The organism is Streptomyces sp. NPDC007905 (genome assembly GCF_042959345.1).
Classification (GTDB): domain Bacteria; phylum Actinomycetota; class Actinomycetes; order Streptomycetales; family Streptomycetaceae; genus Streptomyces.
The window spans coordinates 55,892-76,377 of sequence record NZ_JBIBKS010000010.1 but is presented as its reverse complement, the minus strand read 5'-3'; the positions used below and the strand labels follow the sequence as shown (position 1 = coordinate 76,377).

Below are 20,486 nucleotides of genomic sequence, written 5' to 3'. Positions count from 1 at the left end.
CATCTCGTCCGGGACACGGGCCGTCACACGGGACCGGGACTACCAGCGGGGCATCACCGGAGTCCGCCATTCCGGCTCCGCCACGCGCATCGCCGCCGCGTCGTCCCGCTCGCGCAGCGTGCCGTCGTCCTCGGCCCACCGCCGGTGCAGCCGGGCCAGTTCGTCACGGTCCAGCTCGACGCCCAGCCCCGGCGCGTCGGACACGGCGACCCGGCCGCCGGTGAAGGAGAGCCGCTCGGTGAGGACGTCCTCCGACTGCCAGGGGTAGTGGGAGTCGCAGGCGTGGTGGAGGTTCGGCACGGTGGACGCCACCTGGGTCATCGCGGCGAGGCTGACACCGAGATGGGTGTTGGAGTGCATGGACACCCCGACACCGAAGGCGGCGCAGATCGCGGCGAGATGCTGGGTGTTGCGCAGCCCGCCCCAGTAGTGGTGGTCGGAGAGGACCACCTGGACGGCGTTCGTGGTGAACGCCTCCCTGATCTCGCCGAAGGTGGTCACGCACATGTTGGTGGCGAGCGGGACGCCCGCCCGTCGCCCACCACCCTCGTCCGAGGCGCTTCGCGCCGCCCCTCTCGATCCGGCGGACACCTCGGCCATCGCGGGGGTGCCCAGCGTCGGGTCCTCCAGGTACTCGAGGACGTCCCCGAGTTCCGTCGCCACCTTCAGCGAGGTCTCGACCGACCAGGCCCCGTTGGGGTCGAGCCGCAGCGGGTGCCCGGGGAAGGCCTCGGCCAGGGCGCGTACGGCCGCGATCTCCTCGTCGGGCGGGAAGACCCCGCCCTTGAGCTTGAAGGAGGTGAACCCGTACCGCTCCTTGAACTTCCGTGCCTGGGCGACGACTCCGGCCGGGTCCAGGGCGGCGCCCCAGTCGTCCGGCTCCGAGGCGACGCCCTCCGGATGGCCGGCCCACTTGTAGAACAGGTAGGCGCTGTACTCGACCGCGTCCCGCACCCTGCCGCCGAGCAGCGCGTGCACCGGAAGCCCGAGCGCCTTGCCCTGGGCATCCAGGCAGGCCACCTCGAAGGCGGAGAGCACGGACAGCCGCAGCTTGTCGGCGGTCTGCACGCCGCGCAGACCGCCGGCGTCGACGGCGCCCCTGACCCGGGCCGCGTCGACGGCGAGGTCCAGGGAGAACAGACTGTTCACATCCATGACCGAGCGTCCGGTGAGGTGCTCGGCGAGGGGACGGGCCAGTTCCCGGTACTTGGTGTCGCCGTAGGTCTCGCCCAGACCGGTGATCCCGTCCGCCGTCACCACCTCGACGATCAGCCGCGGGGTGTACGGCTGGTGCACTCCCTGGGTGTTGAGCAGCGGCGGGTCGGCGACCAGGATCGGCGTCAGCCGCACCTCGGCGATGGTCAGGTCACGGGTCACAGCAGGGCTCCTGCGAGGTCGAGTCCGGTGGTGAGGAGGGCCTTCAGGTCGGCGAGGTCGGCGGGCGAGGGGTCGGTGAGCGGGGCGCGGACGGGGCCGACGAGCTCGCCGCGCAGCCGGGCCGCCGCCTTCACCAGGGACACCGCGTATCCGGGTGCGCGGTCGCGGAGTTCGACGAAGGGGACGTAGAAGTCGCGCAGCAGTTTCCCGGTCGTGTCGTGGTCGCCGCCGCGCAGCGCGGTGAAGAAGGCGCCCGCGATCTCGGGGGCGAAGGCGTGCACGGCGGAGGAGTAGGCGGGGACGCCGACGGTGGCGTAGGCGCGGGCCTGGATCTCGGCGGTGGCGGCGCCGTTGAAGAACAGGAAGTCCTCGGGGGCGGCGAGGGTGAGGCGCTGGAGGCGGTCGAGGTCACTGTGGCCGTCCTTGAGGCCGATGACGTTCGGGACGCGCGCGATGCGCCGCAACGAGGCCACCGTGTAGGCGACCTGGCCGCGCTGGTAGGCGACGAGGGGCAGCCGGGTGCGGGCGGCGAGCTGCTCCAGCTGGGCGGCGAGGCCGTCCTGCGGGGCGGCGACGAGATAGTGCGGCAGCACGAGCAGGGCGTCGGCGCCGGCCTCCTCGGCGATCCGCGCGAACCGGGCGGCCTGCGCCCAGCCGTACCCGGTCCCGGCCACCACGGGCACCCGGCCGGCCGCCTCCTCGACGGTGATGGCCACGACCCGCCGGTACTCCTCCTCGTCCAGCGAGAAGAACTCACCGGTACCGCAGGCCGGGAAGACGGCCCCGGGGCCGTCGGCGAGCCGCGCGGCGACGTGGGCGCGGAAGCCGTCGGGGTCGAGGGAGCCGTCGTCGTGGAAGGCGGTGAGCGGAAAGGACAGCACGCCGTGCGCCATGCCCTCCCGCAGTCGCCGTGCCACGTCCTGCGGACTCGGGTCGCCAGCCACCTGACCATCTCCCCTGAATACCGTCTATGTATGAGAACAGAGGCTAGATACGCGAACACTGGGCGTCAATGGGCCTCGATCACGGAGGCAGGAAGGGGAGGGGGAGGGAGAGAAGGCGGGGGAACGAAAAAAGAGCCCCACCCCGCACAGGGCGGGATGGGGCTCGAGCGGAGCGCCGGGCAGGCCTTGCACCTGCATCTCCCCGCAGGAAGCGGGGCGTCTTTCCTTGGACCACCAACGCACTGTCCGCCACCGGGAGTCCGGCGACCGCGACGTGATGAACCATAGCGCATCCCGCGGGGCTCGAGCCAACACACCGACGGGACGCAGCCTCCTACCCTCGGCCGCCGAGGGCAAACGCAACAGTGATCCGGATCACGTCCCCCGAGCTTCTTCCGGAACCGCGTGCTTGATACAACTTGCTCGCGCGTTCCCGTCCGTCGACGGCCGTCGCCCCCTCCCCTCTTCCGCGCCGCTCTTCTCGCCTGCCCTGGGAACGCCCGTGTCCGCCCCCCGCTCCGCCCCCTGGCCCCTCGTCGCCCTTTTCACGGCCGGGTACCTCGCCCCGTACCTGCTGCCGACCATCGTCGGCCGGCTCGACTCCGGGCTTCCGCTCTCCGCCACCCAGGCCGGGGCCATCGGCAGTGCGCTGCTGCTGAGTTCGGCGGCGGCAGGCTTCCTGCTGGCCTCCCGGGTGGAGCGGCTCGGCGCGCGCGTCCTCGCCCGGCTCGGCCTCGCGCTCGCCCTCCTCGGCTACGGCGGTGCCGCGCTCACCGGGGCCGTACCGGCCGTCGTGGCGGGCGCGCTGGTCGGCGGCTTCGGGTCCGGTACGGTCACGGCGGTCGCGGCCAGTGGCATCGCCGCGGTGGGGGTGCTCCCCGCGCGCACGAAGTCGAGAGCTTGGGGGAGCGACCCGCACCGGGTCACCACGCTCGGCCTGCTCGGCGTCTCGGCACTCGCGGGTGTCCTGTACCTGACGATCCCGCACCTCGGTCCCGGCCACGGCTGCCCACTGGCCGCGCTCGCGGTCACCGCGCTCGCCGTGTGGCCGCTCACCGGCCGTCTGTCCGGCCCCACGGCCCCCGTGCGGACCTCCTCCGCCGGACGTGGCCGGCTCCCCCACCTCCGCGCCGGCCTGCTGCTGGCCGCGGCCATGCCCTGCTGGTCCCTGGCGCAGAACTCCCTGTGGGGCGTCAGCGGCCGCATCGGTCTCGGGCAGGCGCACCTGGGTGAGGTCACCGTCGGCGTGGTGTTCGCGATCGCGCTCGGCGCCGGGCTGTTCGGGGTCGTGGGTGCCGGGGCGCTCGGACCCCGGCTGGGGCGGGCGGTGCCGATCGGCGCGGGTACGGCGCTCATCGCGGGCTGCATCGCGCTCAGCGCGTCGGCGACCGACCTGCCTGCCTTCGCGGCGGGCGAGATCTCATGGAACCTGCTCTACCCGGTCGTGCTGTCGTACGTCATCGGCCTGGCCGCCTCCCTGGACCCGCGCGGCCGCTGGGCGGTGCTGGTCGGCTCGGCGTCGTCGCTGGGCACGGCGGCGGGCCCGCTGACCGGGAGTCTGCTGGCGGCGTGGGCGGGGTTCCCGGTCATGGGCGAGGTCCTGGCCGTCGGGCTGCTCGGCGTGGCGGTGCCGATGACGGCGGTGGCGCTGCGCGCGGGCAGGCAGTCGCTGTCTGTGGTGGAGATCCCGGTGGACGCCCCCGCCGTGCCCGCCCAGCAGACCTACGGCACCGCCTACCCGAACTCGTACGCCGCCACCTCGGCCAGGTAACGCGCCCGCCGCTCCTCGTCGTCCTCCAGGAAGGACGCGAGGAAGGAGTTGCGGGCCAGCTCGCGCAGCCGTTCCTCGGTGAGGCCGAGCGCCGAGCGCACCGCGTCGAAGTTGTCGCCGGCGTAGCCGCCGAAGTAGGCCGGGTCGTCGGAGTTGACCGTGCACAGCAGGCCGGCGTCGAGCATGGCTGGAAGGGGGTGCTCCGCGAGGACGTCCACGGCCCTCAGCCGGACGTTGGACAGCGGGCACAGGGTCAGCGGGACGCGGTCCCGGACCAGCCGCTCGACCAGCGCCGGGTCCTCCATGCAGCGCAGCCCGTGGTCGACGCGCTCCACACCGAGCACGTCCAGGGCCTCGGTGATGTACTCCGGCGGCCCCTCCTCACCCGCGTGCGCCACACGGCGCAGGCCGAGCGCGGCGGCTGCTTCGTACACCTCCCGGAACTTCACCGGCGGGTGCCCGACCTCGGCCGAGTCCAGGCCGATGCCGGTGATCCGGTCCAGGTACGGCCTGGCCGCCTCCAGGGTCGCCAGGGCCGACTCGGCGGACTCGTCACGCAGGAAGCACAGGATCAGCCGGGTGGAGACCCCGTGGTTCTCCTCGCTGCGGCCGAGTGCCCGCCACAGCCCGTCCACGACCGTGCCCATGCCGACGCCCCGGGCGAGGTGGGCCTGCGGGTCGAAGAAGATCTCCGCGTGCCGCACGCCCTGCCGGGCGGCCCGGGCGAGGTAGGCGTTGGCCAGGTCCTCGAAGTCCCGCTCGGTCCGCAGGACGGCCATCAGCTCGTAGTACAGGTTCAGGAAGGACTGCAGGTCCTCGAACTGGTACGCCTTGCGCAGCTCGTCGGTGTCCGCGTAGGGCAGCTCGACACCGTTGCGGGCGGCCAGCTCGAACGCCAGCTCGGGCTCCAGGGTGCCTTCGACGTGGAGGTGCAGTTCTGCTTTCGGGAGGGGCATCCAAGCATCGTACGGCGCTCCCACCTGCGGCTTCATCTGCGCTTGGGGAGCGGCACTCGCTGTAGGTCGTACGCCACGGTCAGCTCTCCCTCGAACCCTGTGTCCCGCGCCTGCCGCTCGAACTCCTCGGGGTCGGAGTAGCGCTGGCTGAAGTGGGTGAGGACGAGGTGGCGCACCCCCGCGTCCCGCGCCACGGTCGCCGCCTGGCCCGCCGTCAGATGGCCGTGGTCGACGGCCAGTTCGATGTCCTCGTCGAGGAAGGTGGACTCGATGACGAGCAGGTCGCAGCCCTCGGCGAGCGCGTGCACCCCGTCGCACAGCCGGGTGTCCATGACGAACGCGAACCGCTGCCCGCGCCGCACCTCGCTGACCTGGTCCAGGGTCACGTCCCCGAGCCGGCCCTCGCGCTGGATCCGGCCGACGTCCGGCCCCGTGATCCCGTGCGCGGCGAGCCGGTCGGGCAGCATGCGGCGGCCGTCGGGCTCGATCAGCCGGTAGCCGTAGGACTCGACGGGGTGGGACAGCCTGCGGGCCTCGAGGGTGTACGACGGTGTCACCGCGAGGGTGCCGTCCGCGGCGACCGGTGCCTCGGTGAGGCGGACGGTCTCCCGGTAGGCGGTCGCGTACCGCAGCCGATCGAAGAAGCGCTGGCCGGAGCGCGGGTAGTGCGCGCTCACCACGTGCGGCACCTGGTCGAGGTTGATCCGCTGGATGACGCCGGCGAGGCCGAGGGAGTGGTCGCCGTGGAAGTGCGTGACGCAGATCCGGTTCAGGTCGTGCGCGGCGACCCCGGCGCGCAGCATCTGCCGCTGTGTGCCCTCGCCGGGGTCGAACAGGATGCCCTCGCCGTCCCAGCGCAGCAGGTAGCCGTTGTGGTTGCGCTGCCGGGTCGGGACCTGGCTGGCGGTGCCGAGGACCACCAATTCACGTACGGACACGGCGACTTATCCGGGGGGCCAGTCCAGGCCACGGCCGCCGAGGACGTGGGCGTGGACATGCCACACGGTCTGGCCGGCGCCGCTGCCGGTGTTGAAGACGACGCGGTAGCTCTCCAGCTTGTCCTCGTCGGCGACGGCCTGCGCCTCGGCGAGCACGTCGGCGGCGAGCTGGGGGGCGCCGGCGGCGAGCACGGCGGCGTTCTCGTAGTGCGCCTTGGGGATCACCAGGACGTGGGTGGGTGCCTGGGGGTTTATGTCGCGGAAGGCGACGGTCGTCTCGGTCTCACGGACGATCGTCGCCGGGATGTGCCCCGCGACGATCTTGCAGAACAGGCAGTCGTCCTGCGGTTCTCCCGCCATGCGGGTGCCTCCTCACGCTGGTGATCAGTACCTGGGCATCGTATCGGGGGCGCCGTGGAACCGGTCAGGGCAACTCCGGTGGCGTCTTGGCGGGCGTGGAGTCCAGTGCCTCCAGTGCCAGCCTCACCGCTTCGTCGAGCTGTACGTCCCGCCCCGCCGCCCAGTCCTGGGGGCGCTGGACCACCTCCACGTCCGGGTCGACGCCGTGGTTCTCCACGCCCCAGCCGTACCCCTCCAGCCAGAACGCGTACTTGGGCTGGGTGATCAGGGTGCCGTCGACCAGCCGGTAGCGGCTGTCGATGCCGATGACTCCGCCCCAGGTGCGGGTGCCGACGACCGGGCCGATGCCGAGGGCGCGGATCGCCGCGTTGACGATGTCGCCGTCGGAGCCGGAGAACTCGTTGGCGACGGCGACGACGGGACCGCGCGGGGCGTCCCTCGGGTAGCTCTCGGGCCGCATGCCGCGGGGCAGGTCCCAGCCGACGATCCGCCGGGCCAGCTTCTCCACGACGAGCTGGGAGGTGTGGCCGCCGCGGTTCTCCCGCACGTCGACGACGAGGCCTTCGCGGGCCACCTCGACGCGCAGGTCGCGGTGGATCTGGGCCCAGCCGGGCGCCTGCATGTCGGGCACATGGAGGTAGCCGAGGCGGCCGCCCGACTTCTCGTGCACGTGGGCGCGGCGGTCGGCGACCCAGGCGTGGTAGCGCAGGGGTTCCTCGTCCGCGAGGGGGACGACGACCGCGTGCCGGGGGTCGCCCCCGCCGGAGGGCGAGATGGTCAGCTCGACCGGCTTGCCGGCCGTGCCGATCAGCAGCGGGCCGGGGCCCGTCACCGGGTCGACCGGCTGTCCGGCCACCGCGACGATCGCGTCCCCGGGTCGCACGGCGACGCCCGGCGCGGCGAGCGGGGAGCGGGCGTCCGGGTCGGAGGTCTCCGCGGGCAGGATGCGGTCGATGCGCCAACTGCCGTCCTCGTGGCGGGAGATGTCGGCACCGAGCAGGCCCTGCCGGGCCCAGTCGCCGAAGGCGCCGCGCGGGGTGACGTAGGCGTGGGAGGTGCCGAGTTCGCCCTGCACCTCCCACAGGAGGTCCACGAGGTCGTCGTGGGTGGCGAGCCGGGCGAGGACGGGCCGGTAGCGGTCCAGGACGCCGTCCCAGTCGACGCCCGCCATGTCCGGCCGCCAGAAGTTGTCCCGCATGATGCGGCCCGTCTCGTCGTACATCTGCCGCCATTCGGCGACCGGGTCGACGGTCTGCCGGATCCGGGTCAGGTCGACGGTGATGTTCGAGTCGCTGTCCTCGTCGTCGGAGGCGCGCCGGTCCGCGGGTACGACCTTGAGGCGGCCGTCGGTCCACAGCAGCACCCGCTTGCCGTCGCCGCTGACCTCGAAGTGGTCGGCGTCGGCGGCGAGGTGCTCCAGACGCTGCTGGGCGAGGTCGTACCGCTCCAGCTCGGTCTTCGGGTCGGGGGCGTCGGGCGTGGCGCGGGAGGCGCCGAGGACTCCGCGCACCGGATGGCGCAGCCAGAGCACGCCGCCCTTGGCGGCGCGCAGGTTGGAGTAGCGGGCCGCCTCGACCGGGAAGGGCACGATGCGGTCGGCGAGACCGTCGAGGTCGATCCGGGTCGCCGGGGTGCCCTCGCTGTCGGGTGTCTCCTCCTTGTCGGGGGTCCCGAAGGGCCGGCCGTGCCGCTGCGGCCCGAACGGGGACGGCGTGGTCGCGGCGAGGGTGATCAGGTGCGGGCGGGCACCCTCCACGAAGGCCAGATCGAAGACGTGCTCGTCGTAGACCGGGTCGAAGGAGCGGCTGGAGAGGAAGGCGAGGTGCTTGCCGTCCAGGGTGAAGGCGGGCGCATAGTCCTGGAAGCGCAGCGGGGTCGCCTCGGTGACCGACAAGTCGGTGGTGTGGGCGATGCGCAGCTGGGACAGGGGGCGGGGGCCGGGGTGGGACCAGGCGAGCCAGCCGGAGTCGGGCGAGAAGGCCAGGTCCGAGACGTCGCCGTGCTCGCTGCGGTCCACCTCGCGGACCTCGCCGCTCTCGCGCTCGACCAGCAGCAGCCGCCCGTCGTGCGAGGCGACGGCGGCCCGGCTGCCGTCGGGGGCCATGGCGAGTTCCAGGACGCGGCCGAGCTGACCGGCGGCGATCCTGCGCGCGGTCGCGCCGAGGGCGACGCCGGTGGCGGGCGCGAACTCCAGGGCGTCGTCGCCCTCGGCGTCCGTCACCCACACCACCCACTCCTCGCCCTCCGTGCGGAAGGTGCGCGGCAGCCGGGCCCGGACACCGGGCTGTGCGGCGAGGGCGCGGGCCGGGCCGGCGCGGTGGGTGACCCAGTGGACGGCGCCGCGCACGGCGACCGCGCTGCCGCGCGCGGTGTGGTCGGGGGCGGCGTGCCCGAACCAGCGGGAGGCGTTCACCGGGAAGGGCTGCAGGTCCACGCGCGGGCCGCCGAGCCGGACGTCGAGGCGGCGCGGCGTGGCGCCGTCGAGGTCGTCGAGCAGCCAGAGTTCACCCGCGCTGGAGTAGACGACCCGGCCGCCGTCGGTGGCGGCGTGCCGGGCGTAGAAGCCGTCGAGGGGTGTGTGGCGTCGGAGGTCCGTCCCGTCGGCGAGGGAGGAGTAGAGAGCTCCGGTGCCCTCGTGGTCGGACAGGAACGCGATCCGGTCCCCCACCCACAGCGGGTACTCGATGTTCCCGTCCAGTTCCTCGTGCAGCCGGGCGAACTCGCCGGCGCCTTCCCCGTCGGGGCCGTCCCGGTCGATCCACAACTTGCCCGCCGTACCGCCCCGGTAGCGCTTCCACCAGGCGGCCTCGCGGCCCATCGGGGCGGACAGCAGCACGGTGTGCGGGCCGTACGCGATGTCGCCGACCGGCCCGTAAGGCAGCGTGGTGGCCGGTCCGCCGTCCAGCGGAACCGCCCGCGCCCAGGTGCGGCGCAGGCTCGCCTGGCCCTCGGTGCTGACCACGAGGACCTCGCCGTCCGGGGTCCAGCCGCGCACCTGGGTCTTCCCGTTGCCCCAGTGGGTCAGCCGCTTGGCGGGGCCGCCGGCGACGGGGGCGATGTGCACCTCGGGGGCGCCGTCACGGGTGGAAGTCCAGGCGACGGTCGTGCCGTCGGGCGAGATGCGGGGGTGGTTCACCGGCATGTTGTCCGCGCTCGCCCGCCAGGCCCGTCCGCCGTCCAGGGGTGCCAGCCATACGTCGTCCTCGGCGGTGAAGGTCACCAAGTCGCCGTGGAGATGGGGGAATCGGAGGTAGCCGGATGATCCCGTCGAAGCGCCCTGAGTCACCCCGTCACTGTACGCAGCGGCCGGTGCGTCCGCCTCCGGTTCCGATCACTTGCCCTGCACGGGCCAGCAGGTCGGGTCGCCCTTGCACCAGAGGGTCCGGGTGACGGTGACGGTGACGGTCGGCCGCCCGCCGGTGGGCCGGTAGGTGACGGGCGGCTTGTACGTCGGCCCGGGCGTGGCGTCGCAGTTGCCGAGCCCGCTGACGTGGAACACCTGCCTGCCGCCGACCTTGGCCGTCAGGTCCCCGCGCACGCAGGCGCCGTCGACGGCCTTCGTCACCTTGCCGGTGACGGTGATCTTCCGCCCGTCCTTGGTCTGCCCCTGGCAGTCGACGGAGACGACGGTGGTCTCGGTCGGGGAGGGGGACCTCCCCGGCGTGTAGCCGCCCTTGCCGTAGTTCCCGGTGCAGGTGAGCCAACTGATGTCCACGTGCCGTCGTTTCAGCTCGTCGGTCGCGGTCCGGTCGGTGGTGTACGCCACCGTGGCCGAGCTGAGATCACCCGGCTGACACGCGGTCACCACGCCCACGGTGACCACCGCGAGCCCCGCCACGGCCAGGACGCGCGTGGATCCCGGCCGACGCCAAATCCGCCTCAAAGCCCCCATGGAGGGCAGCGTGCCACCGGCGCGGGCGGGACGGAAGACCGCTTACGGCCACTCACCTGTTCGGGCGGGCACACCCGTGGGGCCGCCGCGGTCCGGGCCGCCGTACGCTGGCGCGATGGGCGGGAGAGGCAGACTCAGGCGACTGGCCGGGCCGGACGGGGAGCTCTGGTGGTGGCGCGTCGGACACCGGCACCGCCCCGGCGGCGGGCCCTGCCAGGAGACGCTGGTGCTGTACCGGGACGGCCGGGCCGACCGGCCCGCGGCCCGGCTCGTCTTCGCGGGCGGACCGGGCCGGGTGGCGGGCGGCGATCCGTACAGCCACTCCGGGCTCGTGATCGACGAGCACGGGAACGCGGCCAATCTGCACCTGCCCTCCGTCGTGCGGGCGTTCGTGGACGAGGTGCGGGCGCGGGAGCCGGCGGACGGCGAGGTGGACGGGTGGGAGCTGCTGCCCGCCGTCGTCGTCAGGCGCGCAGCAGCAGCCACTCCTGGAGTTCCACCAGGTTGCCCTCCGGGTCCTTGAGGTGGGCCACGCGCATGCGGTCGGTCATGGGGGCCGGGCCGTGCAGGACGCTCCCGCCCCGGGAGGTGATCTGCTCGCAGTAGGCGTCGAGGTCCTCGACGCGCAGGACGACCAGGGAGCGGTGACCGGTGGCCGTCCCGCCCAGTTCGTCCAGGATCTCGGCCATCATGGCGCGGTCCTGCAGCGCGATACCGGCGGAGCCGGCGTGCGGGCTGAACTTCTCGTACGGGCCCTCGGTGGCCCCGGACTGCGGCCTGAGGCCGAGGACGTCCGCGTAGAAGCGGTAGCAGGCGGGGAAATCGGTGACGAGGAGCCGGACTTGGGCGAGTTCCATGGTGTTCCCCCAGAAGGTCAGGACCAGCGGCCGGTGCGGCCCAGCAGGAGGGCCGCGGCGGCGGTGCCGGCGGTGGAGGTGCGCAACACCGTGGGACCGAGCACGTAGGGCCTGGCTCCCGCCTCCTCGAAGAGCGCCAACTCGTCGCGGGAGACACCGCCTTCGGGCCCGACGACCAGCACGATCTCGCCGTCGGCCGGGAGTTCGGCGGTGGCGAGCGGCCCGCTGCCGTGCTCGAAGTCGGAGTGGAGTACGGCGGCGAAATCGGCTTCGGCGAGAAGTGCGGCAACCTGCTTGGTCGTCGCCGCGTCCGCGACCTCCGGGAAGCGGACCCGGCGGGACTGCTTGCCGGCCTCGCGGGCGGTGGCCCGCCACTTGCCGAGGGCCTTCAGCCCGCGGTCGCCCTTCCACTGGGTGATGCACCGGGCCGCCTGCCAGGGCACGATGGCGTCGACGCCGACCTCGGTCATGGTCTCCACGGCCACCTCGCCCCGGTCGCCCTTGGGCAGGGCCTGGACGACGGTGATGCGCGGCGTGGGCGCCGGCTCCTCGGAGACGGAGCCCATGTGGACGATCAGCCGGTCCTTGCCCTCGGTGCCGATGACCTCGCACACGGCGTAGCGCCCGGCGCCGTCGGTGAGGACGACCTCCTCGCCGGGCTGGAGCCGCTTCACGGAGACCGCGTGGCGGCCTTCGGGGCCGTCCAGGACGTACCGGTTGCTGTCCGGGTCGACGTGCTCGACGACGAAGACCGGGGCCGTCATCGTCCGTCACCTCCGGGTCCGGGGAAGGCCGACAACGCTGTCCTGGCGGCCGCGAGTTCGCCCGCCAGCACCTCCACCAGCCGCCCGGCGGGCAGCTCGCGGGCCAGCCGGTGGCCCTGGCCCGCCCACAGCGCCATGCCCTGCGCGTCACCGGCCTTGGCAGCGGCCTTGCGCAGCGGCGAGGTCAGGTGGTGGATCTCGGGGTAGGCGGCGGGGGCGTACGGCCCGTGCTCGCGCATGAAGCGGTTGACCAGTCCGCGTGCCGGGCGGCCGGAGAAGGCGCGGGTCAACTCGGTGCGCACGAACAGCGGGTTGGTCAGCGCCTGCTTGTACACGGCGTTCGCGCCGGATTCCGGGGTGGCGAGGAACGCGGTGCCCAGCTGGGCGGCGCTCGCGCCCGCCGCGAGGACGGCGGCGATCTGGCTGCCGCGCATGATGCCGCCGGCGGCGACGACCGGGATGCTCACGGCCTCGCGGACCTGCGCGACCAGCGACAGCAGGCCGATGCCCGAACCGTCGTTCTCCGCGAGGTCCCGGTGGGTGCCCTGGTGACCGCCGGCCTCCACACCCTGCGCGATCACCGCGTCCGCGCCGGCCCGCTCGACCGCGAGGGCCTCCTCGGCGGTGGTGGCGGTGACCAGGGTGACGGTCCCGGCCCGGCGCAGGGAGTCGATGACCTCCCGGCTCGGCACGCCGAAGTGGAAGGAGACCACCGCCACCGGGTTGTCGAGGAGGACGGCGAGTTTGGCGTCGTAGCCGTCGTCCCGGCCGCTGTCGGGGTCGCCCAGCTCGGTCTCGTACCAGGCGGCCTCACCGGCCAGCTGGTGCGCGTAGACCTCGACGGCGCCGGAAGGGGGCGCGGCGTTGGCCGCTCCGGTGGAGCCGGTGCTCGCACCGGGGTACTCGGGCTGGGGCATGAAGAGGTTCACACCGAAGGGCCGGCCCGTGAGCCCCCGCAGCTGCTTGATCTCCTGGTACATGCCGTCGGCCGTCTTGTATCCGGCGGCGAGGAACCCGAGACCGCCGGCCTCGGACACGGCGGCGGCGAGCTGCGGGAGCGAGACGCCGCCCGCCATGGGAGCCTGCACGATCGGGAGGGGGAAGAGATCGGTCAGTGCGGAGGACATGACGGCATGTTGTCACGTCCTCCGAACAAGTCCGAATCCGGGCTTCCGCCGGCATGAGCCAGGGGCAGAGCCGGGGATCAACGCCCGTCGGCGGTGTCTTCCGGGGGGCGGGCCCCCCGGATCCCGGCTGCCCGTCAGCCGTCGTCAGCGCCCGTTGAACGCGTCCTTCAGCCGGGAGAACAGCCCCTGCTGACCGGGCTGGAACTGACCCAGCGGCCGCTCCTCGCCACGCAGTTTCGCCAGCTCGCGCAGCAGGCGTTCCTGCTCCGGGTCGAGCTTGTGCGGGGTCTGGACCTCGACGTGGACGATGAGGTCGCCCCGGCCGCCGCCGCGCAGGTGCGTGACGCCGCGGTTGTGCAGCGGGATCGACTGGCCGGACTGGGTGCCGGGCCGGATGTCGACCTCCTCCATGCCGTCCAGGGTCTCCAGCGGCACCTTGGTGCCGAGGGCCGCCGCGGTCATCGGGATGGTGACCGTGCAGTGCAGGTCGTCGCCGCGCCGCTGAAAGGTGGAGTGCGGCAGCTCGTGGATCTCGACGTACAGGTCACCGGCCGGGCCGCCGCCGGGGCCGACCTCGCCCTCGCCGGCGAGCTGGATCCGGGTGCCGTTGTCCACACCGGCCGGGATCTTCACCGTCAGGGTGCGGCGGGAGCGGACCCGGCCGTCGCCCGCGCACTCCGGGCACGGGGTCGGCACGACCGTGCCGAAGCCCTGGCACTGGGGGCAGGGGCGGGAGGTCATGACCTGGCCCAGGAAGGACCGGGTCACCTGGGAGACCTCACCGCGGCCGCGGCACATGTCACACGTCTGGGCGGTCGTGCCCGGGGCCGCGCCCTCACCGTTGCAGGTGTTGCAGACGATCGCGGTGTCGACGTGGATGTCCTTGGTCGTCCCGAAGGCCGCCTCGTCCAGCTCGACCTCGATGCGGATCATCGCGTCCTGGCCGCGCCGGGTGCGCGAGCGCGGGCCGCGCTGCGACGCCGTGCCGAAGAACGCGTCCATGATGTCGGAGAAGTTGCCGAAGCCGCCGGCCCCGAAGCCGCCCGCACCGGCGCCGCCCGACTGGGAGAGCGGGTCGCCGCCGAGGTCGTAGACCTGCTTCTTCTGCGGGTCCGACAGCACCTCGTAAGCGGCGTTGATCTCCTTGAACCGCTCCTGGGTCTTCGGGTCCGGGTTGACGTCCGGGTGCAGCTCGCGCGCGAGCCGACGGAACGCCTTCTTGATCTCATCCTGCGACGCGTCGCGGCGCACGCCGAGAACGGCGTAGTAGTCCGTGGCCACTTACGACTCCGCCAGGATCTGTCCGACGTACCGTGCCACTGCGCGTACCGCTCCCATCGTTCCCGGGTAATCCATGCGGGTCGGTCCGACCACGCCGAGCTTGGCAACCGCCTCGCCGCCCGAACCGTAACCGACCGACACCACGGAGGTGGAGTTGAGTCCCTCATGGGCGTTCTCGTGCCCGATGCGCACCATCACGCCCGGATCCTTCGCCTCGCCCAGGAGCTTGAGGAGCACGACCTGCTCCTCCAGTGCCTCCAGGACGGGCCGGATCGTGAGGGGAAAGTCATGTCCGAAACGGGTGAGATTGGCGGTGCCGCCGATCATCAACCGCTCCTCGTTCTCCTCCACCAGTGTCTCCAGCAGTGTGGAGAGCACGGTGGAGACCGTACCGCGGTCCTCGGCCTCGAAGGCCTCGGGCAGGTCCTCGACCAGACGCGGTACGTCGGTGAACCGGCGGCCCGCGACACGGCTGTTCAGCCGGGCCCTCAGGTCCGCCAGGGACGCCTCACCGAAGGGCGCCGGGCAGTCGACCATCCGCTGCTCGACCCGGCCGGTGTCCGTGATCAGCACGAGCATCACGCGCGCGGGCGCGAGCGAGAGCAGCTCCACGTGCCGCACGGTGGACCGGGTCAGGGACGGGTACTGCACGACCGCGACCTGCCGGGTCAGCTGCGCGAGCAGCCGTACCGTGCGGGCCACCACGTCGTCGAGGTCGACGGCGCCCTCGAGGAAGTTCTGGATCGCCCGGCGCTCGGGCCCGGTCATCGGCTTGACGCCCGCCAGCTTGTCCACGAACAGCCGGTAGCCCTTGTCGGTGGGAATCCGCCCGGCACTGGTGTGCGGCTGCGCGATGTAGCCCTCGTCCTCCAGGGCCGCCATGTCGTTGCGTACGGTCGCCGGGGAGACGCCGAGGTTGTGCCGCTCGGTGAGCGCCTTCGACCCCACCGGCTCCTCGGTGCCCACGTAGTCGTGGACGATGGCGCGCAGCACCTGAAGCCTGCGTTCACTCAGCATCCGCGCGCACCTCCAGCATGTCGTCCCCTACGGCCCTTCGGGTGGTCCGCCTGGCACTCTGCGTGTCCGAGTGCCAGCGTTCCCCGGCCCAGTGTACGGCCGTGGGGTACTCACTGGGCAAGGTCGGTCCCGCCGATGCCGGTCCCCCCGCTCGAGCGAAGCCGAGAGTGGGGGCGGGTCGTACCGCTAGCGTCGCCGGTATGACGGTGACTTGGGAAGAGCTGGGGTGGGAGCGGTTGGCCGCGGGGATCGCGCGGTGCCGGCTGCCCGGCTGGGACTGCACGGTCGGGCTGGTGGTCGGCGGGGGCACGGCGCTGTTGGTCGACGCCGGGTCGAGTCTGGCCGAGGGCGTTCGGCTGCGGGAGCAGGCACAGCAGCTGGCGGGTCGCCATGTGACCCATCTCGCGCTGACCCATCCCCACTTCGACCACGTCTTCGGCGCCGCCGCGTTCGCCGGGGCCGGGGTGTACGCGGCGGTGGGCATGGACGCGGTGTTCGCCTACGAGCGTGAGGAACTGCGCCTGGACGCGATCAGGAACGGTCTGCCGGTGGCCGACGCCGACGAGGCCGTGGACGCCCTGGCCCCGCCCCGCCACCTGGTCTCCGGCGAGTGGACGCTGGACCTCGGCGACGGCCGCCAGGCACTGCTGGCCAACGTTGGCCCGGGCCACACGGCGTACGACCTGGCGGTGCTGGTCCCCGGCTCCCCCGAGGTGGTCTTCTGCGGCGACCTCGTCGAGGAGTCCGGCGAGCCCCAGGCGGGCCCGGACGCGGTCCCGTCCCGCTGGCCGGACGCACTCGACCGGCTGCTCGCGCTGGGCGGCGAGGACGCCCTGTACGTGCCCGGTCACGGAGCGGTGGTCGACGCGGCGTTCGTACGACGTCAACGCGACGAGCTGGCGGCGCGTTTCGGCGTGTCGTGAGCGGGTGTCCGTCGGTTCTCCTATCGTCATCCGAATGCGCCCACCCGTCTCCGGCCACCGCCCTTCCCACGAGGGTCCTTCGGGCCCGCGCCCTCGTAGGTACTCCGCCGACCTGACCCCGCCGTGGAAGAAGCCGAAGCCCGTGCCGGAGGTTCCGGCCGAGCCGGGGCTGGTCGTGGAGGAGTCCGGTACCGGGTTCTGCGGGGCGGTGATCCGCTGCGAGGCGGGCACGGTGACGCTGGAGGACCGCTTCGGCAAGCACCGGGTGTTCCCGCTGGAGCCGCGCGGCTTCCTGCTGGAAGGCAGGGTGGTGACCCTGGTGAAGCCCGCCTCGGGTCCGGCACGGCCCGCCCGTACGGCGTCCGGTTCGGTGGCCGTCCCCGGCGCACGCGCGCGCGTGGCCCGCGCCGGCCGCATCTACGTGGAGGGCCGGCACGACGCCGAACTCGTCGAGAAGGTGTGGGGCGACGACCTGCGCATCGAGGGCGTGGTCGTGGAGTACCTGGAGGGCGTGGACGACCTGCCGGCGATCGTGGAGTCCTTCGCCCCGGGCCGGGACGCCCGTCTGGGCGTCCTGGTGGACCACCTGGTGCCGGGCACGAAGGAGTGGCGGATCGCGGAGTCGGTGACCAGCGAACACGCGCTGGTGGTCGGCCACCCGTACATCGACATCTGGCAGGCGGTGAAGCCGTCGTCCGTGGGAATCCCGGCCTGGCCGACCGTGCCCCGGGGCCAGGACTGGAAGACGGGCGTGTGCCGGGCACTGGGCTGGCCGGAGAACACGGGAGCGGCCTGGCAGAAGATCCTGTCCCGGGTGCGGTCCTACAAGGACCTCGAGCCGGAGTTGCTGGGGCGGGTGGAGGAGCTGATCGACTTCGTCACGGGTGGTGAGGCCTGAGGCGGTTCCCGCCGGACCCGTCAGTCCACCAGATCCCGCACCACCGCGTCCGCCAGCAGCCGTCCCCGCAGCGTCAGCGCCGCGCGCCCCGCCTCGTACGGACCCTTCTTGAGGAGTCCGTCCGCCAGGGCCCGCCGGGAGGCCGCGAGTCCCTCCTCCTTCAGCAGGGACAACGGCACCCCTTCCCGCAGCCGCAGCTCCAGCAGGATCCGCTCCACGCGCCGGTCCTCGTCGGACAGGAGTTCCCGGCCGGCCCCCGGTGAGCTCCCCGACGCCAGCGCCGCCGCGTACGCCCCCGGATGCTTCACGTTCCACCAGCGCACCCCGCCCACGTGCGAGTGGGCCCCGGGTCCCGCCCCCCACCAGTCGGCGCCCCGCCAGTACAGCTCGTTGTGCAGGCAGCGCCCGGATTCGGAGGTGGCCCAGTTGGAGACCTCGTACCAGTCGAAGCCCGCCGCCGCCAGGGTCTCCTCGGCGATCAGGTAGCGGTCGGCGTGGACGTCGTCGTCGGTCGGCGGGATCTCCCCCCGGCGGATGCGGCGGGCGAGCTGGGTGCCCTCCTCGACGATCAGCGCGTACGCGCTGATGTGGTCCGGTCCGGCGCCGATCGCCGCCTCCAGGGAGGCCCGCCAGTCGTCGTCGCTCTCCCCCGGCGTGCCGTAGATCAGGTCGAGGTTGACGTGCGCGAAGCCGGCCGCCCGCGCCTGGGTCACGCACGCCTCGGGGCGGCCCGGGGTGTGGGTGCGGTCGAGGATCGTCAGCACGTGCTGCTTGGCGCTCTGCATGCCGAAGGAGATGCGGTTGAAGCCGCCCTCGCGCAGGGTGGCGAGGTAGGCCGGGTCGACCGACTCCGGGTTCGCCTCCGTCGTGATCTCCGCGTCGGGCGCGAGACCGAACTCGGCACGGATCGCGCCGAGCATCCGTACCAGGTCGTCGGCGGCCAGCAGCGTCGGCGTACCGCCGCCGACGAAGACCGTGCGGACCTCGCGCGGGTCGTCGCCGAGCACCTTGCGGGCCAGGCGGATCTCGTCGGTCAGGGTGTCCGCGTAGTTGTCCCGGGACGCCAGCACTCCCCCCGTGCCGCGCAGCTCGGTCGCGGTGTACGTGTTGAAGTCGCAGTAGCCGCAGCGGGTCGCGCAGTACGGGACGTGCAGGTAGAACCCGAGGGGTCGGTCGGCGGCCCCGGCGAGCGCGGCGGCGGGCAGCGCGCCGTCGGCGGGGACGGGCTCGCCGTCGGGGAGTGCGGAAGGCATGTCCCCCATTGTCCCGTACGACGACGGCTACTCGGCCTGGAGCACCAGCAGGGCCAGGTCGTCCTCCGGGAGACCGCCGCCGAAGTCGTGCACCAGGCGGCGGATCCTTTCCGCGATCAGCTCGGCGCTCAGGCCCGCACAGCCGGACAGGGCCCGCGCGAGGCCGTCGCCGTCGTCGAACTGGCGGGAGCCGGAGCGGCGCTCCGTGACGCCGTCGGTGACGCACAGCAGGCTGTCGCCGGGTCCCAGTTCGATGGTCTCGCTGGTGTACGTCTCGTCCTCCACGACGCCGAGCAGGGTCTGCGAGCGGGCGGCGGTGCGCACCTCGCCGTCGGGGCGCAGGACGAGCGGCAGGGGGTGTCCGGCGGAGGCGAGGGTGCAGCGGACGCCGCCGTCGTGCGGGGTCAGCTCGCCGTAGAGGAGGGACAGGAAGCGGGTCTGCGGGCCGTCCCCGGCGACCACCGGCCGGCCGCCGGCGGCGACCAGCGCGCGGGCCGCCGCGTCGGCGGCCTCGGTGGCGTCGTCCAGGAGGAGCTGGTTGAGCCGGTCGAGGACGTCGGCGACCCGGTAGCCCTCGCGGGCCAGCAGCCGCAGCCAGGGGCGGGCGAGTCCGATCACCACCGCCGCCTCCGGCCCCTTGCCCTGCACATCGCCCACCGCGAAGCACCAGCGGCCGTCGCCCGCCGGGAACAGGTCGTAGAAGTCGCCGCTCGGGCCGCCCTTGTCGCAGGGTTCGTAGACGAGCGCGCTGCTCATCCCGGGGATCTCGGCGACCGCGCCGGGTAGCAGACCGCGCTGCAGGACGGCGCTGATGGTGGCCTGCCGGGCGTACTGGCGAGCCGCGCCGATGGCGAGGGCCACCCGGCGGCCGAGGTCCTCGACCAGTCCGGTGACCTCGTCGGGGAAGCGCTCGAGGCCGCAGCGCCCGATCACCAGCGTGCCCAGCGGGCGGCCGCCCGCGATCAGCCGGTAGGCCAGCGCCGTACCGTGGCCGCCGTGCGGGCCGAGCGCGTCGCCGGGCCACGGGTACGGCTCGGGGCCGGACCGCAGCCCGTCCCGCGGGCACGGCGGGCCCTTCTCCAGCGCGCGGGCCAGCTCCTCGATGCGGTTCTCGCTGGCGTGCCAGACACGCGCGGGCGCGCTGCCGTCGCCGCCGCGCACGGTCGCCTCGTCCTCCAGCCACACCGCGCACCAGTCCGCGAGCCGGGGCACGATCAGCTGGCCGGTGAGGGCCGTGACCAGGTTCTCGTCCAGCTGCCCGGCGAGCAGGTCGGAGGCCTCGGCGAGGAAGGACAGCGCGCCCCGGCCGAGCCAGTCCCGGCCGTCCCCGGGGCGCTGCGGCTGCGGTGCGAGGGCCTCGGCGGCCTCCAGGGTGTGCTCCGGGGCGGGACCGTCCGGGCGGTCCCGCCCACCGGCGGGCAAGCGCGCCCATACCGTCTTGGCGCCGGTGCGGTAGGTGACGCCCCAGGACTCGGCGAGCGTGGCGACCAGGCGCAGGCCGCGCCCGTGCTCGGGCATGTCGTACCACGCCTCGCCGCCCGCGGGGTCGCGCGGGGCGCGCGCCGGGTGGTGGTCGCGCACCTGCACGACGAATGCGCCGGTCTCCTCCAGGCACCAGTCGACCTCCACCTCCGTGCCCGCGTGGACGACGGCGTTGGTGACGAGTTCACTGACGACGGCCATGGCGTCGGCGGCCAGCCGGGCGGACCCCTCCGGCAAGGTGAGCCCCTGGTCGGCCCACTCGGCGAACGCGGCGCGCAGCAGCGCACGGGCGGAGCCCGGCGCGAGAGGACTGCCGGGCAGGGTGGCACACCCCTCGGCCCGCGGCCCCGCGCCCCGGTACGCGGGCGCGTCCCAGGCCCGGGAATCCGTCTCCCGCTGCGTCGGTATCGCCGCCATGTCCATGCGGCCAGGGTGACAGACAGACCCCACGCCTAAGCGTTGAGTTACCGAAGTGGACGGTCGCGCGTGAGAACTGTGCTACGGCTGTGCTCGAACACGGTCGGAAAATGTACGGAATGCGAGCGACCGCACGTCCTCGGTCCGGTCCTCGATGCGGTTCGGCTGCTTCCGGCCGGCCGGCTTCCGGGCACGCGCCGGCCCCGGAAGGTCCCAGTCCTTCCGGGGC

Annotated in this window: 18 protein-coding genes; 4 read left to right on the top strand and 14 right to left on the bottom strand. The window is 73.3% G+C overall.

Annotated features, from left to right (window positions below):
- Positions 1–39 precede the first annotated feature (39 nt).
- Positions 40–1,377 carry an enolase C-terminal domain-like protein gene (locus ACFZDC_RS19195; RefSeq protein WP_391325225.1) on the bottom strand — a complete coding sequence of 446 codons (1,338 nt, stop codon included), beginning with the start codon at positions 1,375–1,377 and terminating at the stop codon, positions 40–42.
- Positions 1,374–2,270: a 5-dehydro-4-deoxyglucarate dehydratase gene (locus ACFZDC_RS19190; RefSeq protein ID WP_391325641.1), complete on the bottom strand. Its 897-nt coding sequence runs from the start codon at positions 2,268–2,270 to the stop codon at positions 1,374–1,376. Before ACFZDC_RS19190 ends, ACFZDC_RS19195 begins: the two co-directional genes overlap by 4 nt.
- A gap of 553 nt (positions 2,271–2,823) precedes the next feature.
- Between ACFZDC_RS19190 and ACFZDC_RS19185 the strand changes: the two genes are divergently transcribed.
- A complete protein-coding gene (locus tag ACFZDC_RS19185) occupies positions 2,824–4,092 on the top strand; it encodes an MFS transporter (RefSeq protein ID WP_391325223.1) in 1,269 nt (422 codons plus the stop codon).
- On the opposite strand, the gene ACFZDC_RS19180 is transcribed toward ACFZDC_RS19185, so the two are convergent.
- The 5 genes from ACFZDC_RS19180 to ACFZDC_RS19160 form a co-directional block, all read right to left on the bottom strand.
- Positions 4,056–5,048 (bottom strand): adenosine deaminase, encoded by a 993-nt coding sequence (locus tag ACFZDC_RS19180; RefSeq protein ID WP_391325221.1) that lies wholly within the window; start codon positions 5,046–5,048, stop codon positions 4,056–4,058. The genes ACFZDC_RS19185 and ACFZDC_RS19180 overlap by 37 nt on opposite strands.
- 32 nt (positions 5,049–5,080) lie before the next feature.
- Positions 5,081–5,986, bottom strand: a complete 906-nt coding sequence (locus ACFZDC_RS19175) for a ribonuclease Z (RefSeq protein WP_391325219.1) — start codon at positions 5,984–5,986, stop codon at positions 5,081–5,083.
- A 6-nt stretch (positions 5,987–5,992) separates the two neighbouring features.
- Positions 5,993–6,346 (bottom strand): HIT domain-containing protein, encoded by a 354-nt coding sequence (locus ACFZDC_RS19170; protein WP_391325217.1) that lies wholly within the window; start codon positions 6,344–6,346, stop codon positions 5,993–5,995.
- Between the two features lie 64 nt (positions 6,347–6,410).
- Entirely contained in the window at positions 6,411–9,632 is a 3,222-nt protein-coding gene (locus ACFZDC_RS19165; protein WP_391325215.1) for a S41 family peptidase, read from the bottom strand.
- A gap of 45 nt (positions 9,633–9,677) precedes the next feature.
- Positions 9,678–10,238, bottom strand: a complete 561-nt coding sequence (locus ACFZDC_RS19160; protein WP_391325213.1) for a hypothetical protein — start codon at positions 10,236–10,238, stop codon at positions 9,678–9,680.
- A gap of 115 nt (positions 10,239–10,353) precedes the next feature.
- On the opposite strand from ACFZDC_RS19160, the gene ACFZDC_RS19155 reads away from it, so the two are divergent.
- Complete coding sequence (locus ACFZDC_RS19155) at positions 10,354–10,761, top strand: hypothetical protein (RefSeq protein WP_391325211.1); 408 nt, start codon at positions 10,354–10,356, stop codon at positions 10,759–10,761.
- Here ACFZDC_RS19155 and ACFZDC_RS19150 read toward each other — a convergent pair.
- The 5 genes from ACFZDC_RS19150 to hrcA form a co-directional block, all read right to left on the bottom strand.
- Positions 10,703–11,095, bottom strand: coding sequence for a VOC family protein (locus ACFZDC_RS19150; protein WP_391325209.1), 393 nt, complete (start codon positions 11,093–11,095; stop codon positions 10,703–10,705). The two genes, ACFZDC_RS19155 and ACFZDC_RS19150, sit on opposite strands and share 59 nt — an antisense overlap.
- 17 nt (positions 11,096–11,112) lie before the next feature.
- A complete protein-coding gene (locus ACFZDC_RS19145; RefSeq protein ID WP_391325207.1) occupies positions 11,113–11,859 on the bottom strand; it encodes a 16S rRNA (uracil(1498)-N(3))-methyltransferase in 747 nt (248 codons plus the stop codon).
- Entirely contained in the window at positions 11,856–12,986 is a 1,131-nt protein-coding gene (locus ACFZDC_RS19140) for a nitronate monooxygenase (protein ID WP_391325205.1), read from the bottom strand. Before ACFZDC_RS19140 ends, ACFZDC_RS19145 begins: the two co-directional genes overlap by 4 nt.
- Positions 12,987–13,130: 144 nt before the next feature.
- Positions 13,131–14,267: a molecular chaperone DnaJ gene (gene dnaJ, locus ACFZDC_RS19135; RefSeq protein WP_391325204.1), complete on the bottom strand. Its 1,137-nt coding sequence runs from the start codon at positions 14,265–14,267 to the stop codon at positions 13,131–13,133.
- Positions 14,268–15,284, bottom strand: coding sequence for a heat-inducible transcriptional repressor HrcA (gene hrcA / locus ACFZDC_RS19130; RefSeq protein WP_391325201.1), 1,017 nt, complete (start codon positions 15,282–15,284; stop codon positions 14,268–14,270).
- Between the two features lie 200 nt (positions 15,285–15,484).
- Between hrcA and ACFZDC_RS19125 the strand changes: the two genes are divergently transcribed.
- Both ACFZDC_RS19125 and ACFZDC_RS19120 read left to right on the top strand, forming a co-directional pair.
- The gene (locus tag ACFZDC_RS19125) at positions 15,485–16,207 is read left to right on the top strand and encodes an MBL fold metallo-hydrolase (protein WP_391325199.1); all 723 of its coding nucleotides are present in this window, start codon (positions 15,485–15,487) and stop codon (positions 16,205–16,207) included.
- A gap of 34 nt (positions 16,208–16,241) precedes the next feature.
- Positions 16,242–17,105 carry a DUF3097 family protein gene (locus ACFZDC_RS19120; RefSeq protein ID WP_391325197.1) on the top strand — a complete coding sequence of 288 codons (864 nt, stop codon included), beginning with the start codon at positions 16,242–16,244 and terminating at the stop codon, positions 17,103–17,105.
- A 20-nt stretch (positions 17,106–17,125) separates the two neighbouring features.
- Here the strand turns inward: ACFZDC_RS19120 and hemW are convergent, their stop codons facing one another.
- Entirely contained in the window at positions 17,126–18,358 is a 1,233-nt protein-coding gene (hemW, locus tag ACFZDC_RS19115; protein WP_391325195.1) for a radical SAM family heme chaperone HemW, read from the bottom strand.
- Between the two features lie 27 nt (positions 18,359–18,385).
- Positions 18,386–20,257 carry a SpoIIE family protein phosphatase gene (locus tag ACFZDC_RS19110; RefSeq protein ID WP_391325639.1) on the bottom strand — a complete coding sequence of 624 codons (1,872 nt, stop codon included), beginning with the start codon at positions 20,255–20,257 and terminating at the stop codon, positions 18,386–18,388.
- Positions 20,258–20,486 lie beyond the last annotated feature (229 nt).

Bases quoted from the DNA above. Each gene is read 5' to 3' on its own strand.
- ACFZDC_RS19190 (WP_391325641.1), bottom strand. From the start codon at position 2,270: ATGGCGCACGGCGTGCTGTCCTTTCCGCTCACCGCCTTCCACGACGAC.
- ACFZDC_RS19180 (WP_391325221.1), bottom strand. From the start codon at position 5,048: ATGCCCCTCCCGAAAGCAGAACTGCACCTCCACGTCGAAGGCACCCTG.
- ACFZDC_RS19170 (WP_391325217.1), bottom strand. From the start codon at position 6,346: ATGGCGGGAGAACCGCAGGACGACTGCCTGTTCTGCAAGATCGTCGCG.
- ACFZDC_RS19160 (WP_391325213.1), bottom strand. From the start codon at position 10,238: ATGGGGGCTTTGAGGCGGATTTGGCGTCGGCCGGGATCCACGCGCGTC.
- ACFZDC_RS19155 (WP_391325211.1), top strand. From the start codon at position 10,354: ATGGGCGGGAGAGGCAGACTCAGGCGACTGGCCGGGCCGGACGGGGAG.
- ACFZDC_RS19150 (WP_391325209.1), bottom strand. From the start codon at position 11,095: ATGGAACTCGCCCAAGTCCGGCTCCTCGTCACCGATTTCCCCGCCTGC.
- ACFZDC_RS19145 (WP_391325207.1), bottom strand. From the start codon at position 11,859: ATGACGGCCCCGGTCTTCGTCGTCGAGCACGTCGACCCGGACAGCAAC.
- ACFZDC_RS19140 (WP_391325205.1), bottom strand. From the start codon at position 12,986: ATGTCCTCCGCACTGACCGATCTCTTCCCCCTCCCGATCGTGCAGGCT.
- hrcA (WP_391325201.1), bottom strand. From the start codon at position 15,284: ATGCTGAGTGAACGCAGGCTTCAGGTGCTGCGCGCCATCGTCCACGAC.
- ACFZDC_RS19125 (WP_391325199.1), top strand. From the start codon at position 15,485: ATGACGGTGACTTGGGAAGAGCTGGGGTGGGAGCGGTTGGCCGCGGGG.
- ACFZDC_RS19120 (WP_391325197.1), top strand. From the start codon at position 16,242: ATGCGCCCACCCGTCTCCGGCCACCGCCCTTCCCACGAGGGTCCTTCG.
- hemW (WP_391325195.1), bottom strand. From the start codon at position 18,358: ATGCCTTCCGCACTCCCCGACGGCGAGCCCGTCCCCGCCGACGGCGCG.
- ACFZDC_RS19110 (WP_391325639.1), bottom strand. From the start codon at position 20,257: ATGGCGGCGATACCGACGCAGCGGGAGACGGATTCCCGGGCCTGGGAC.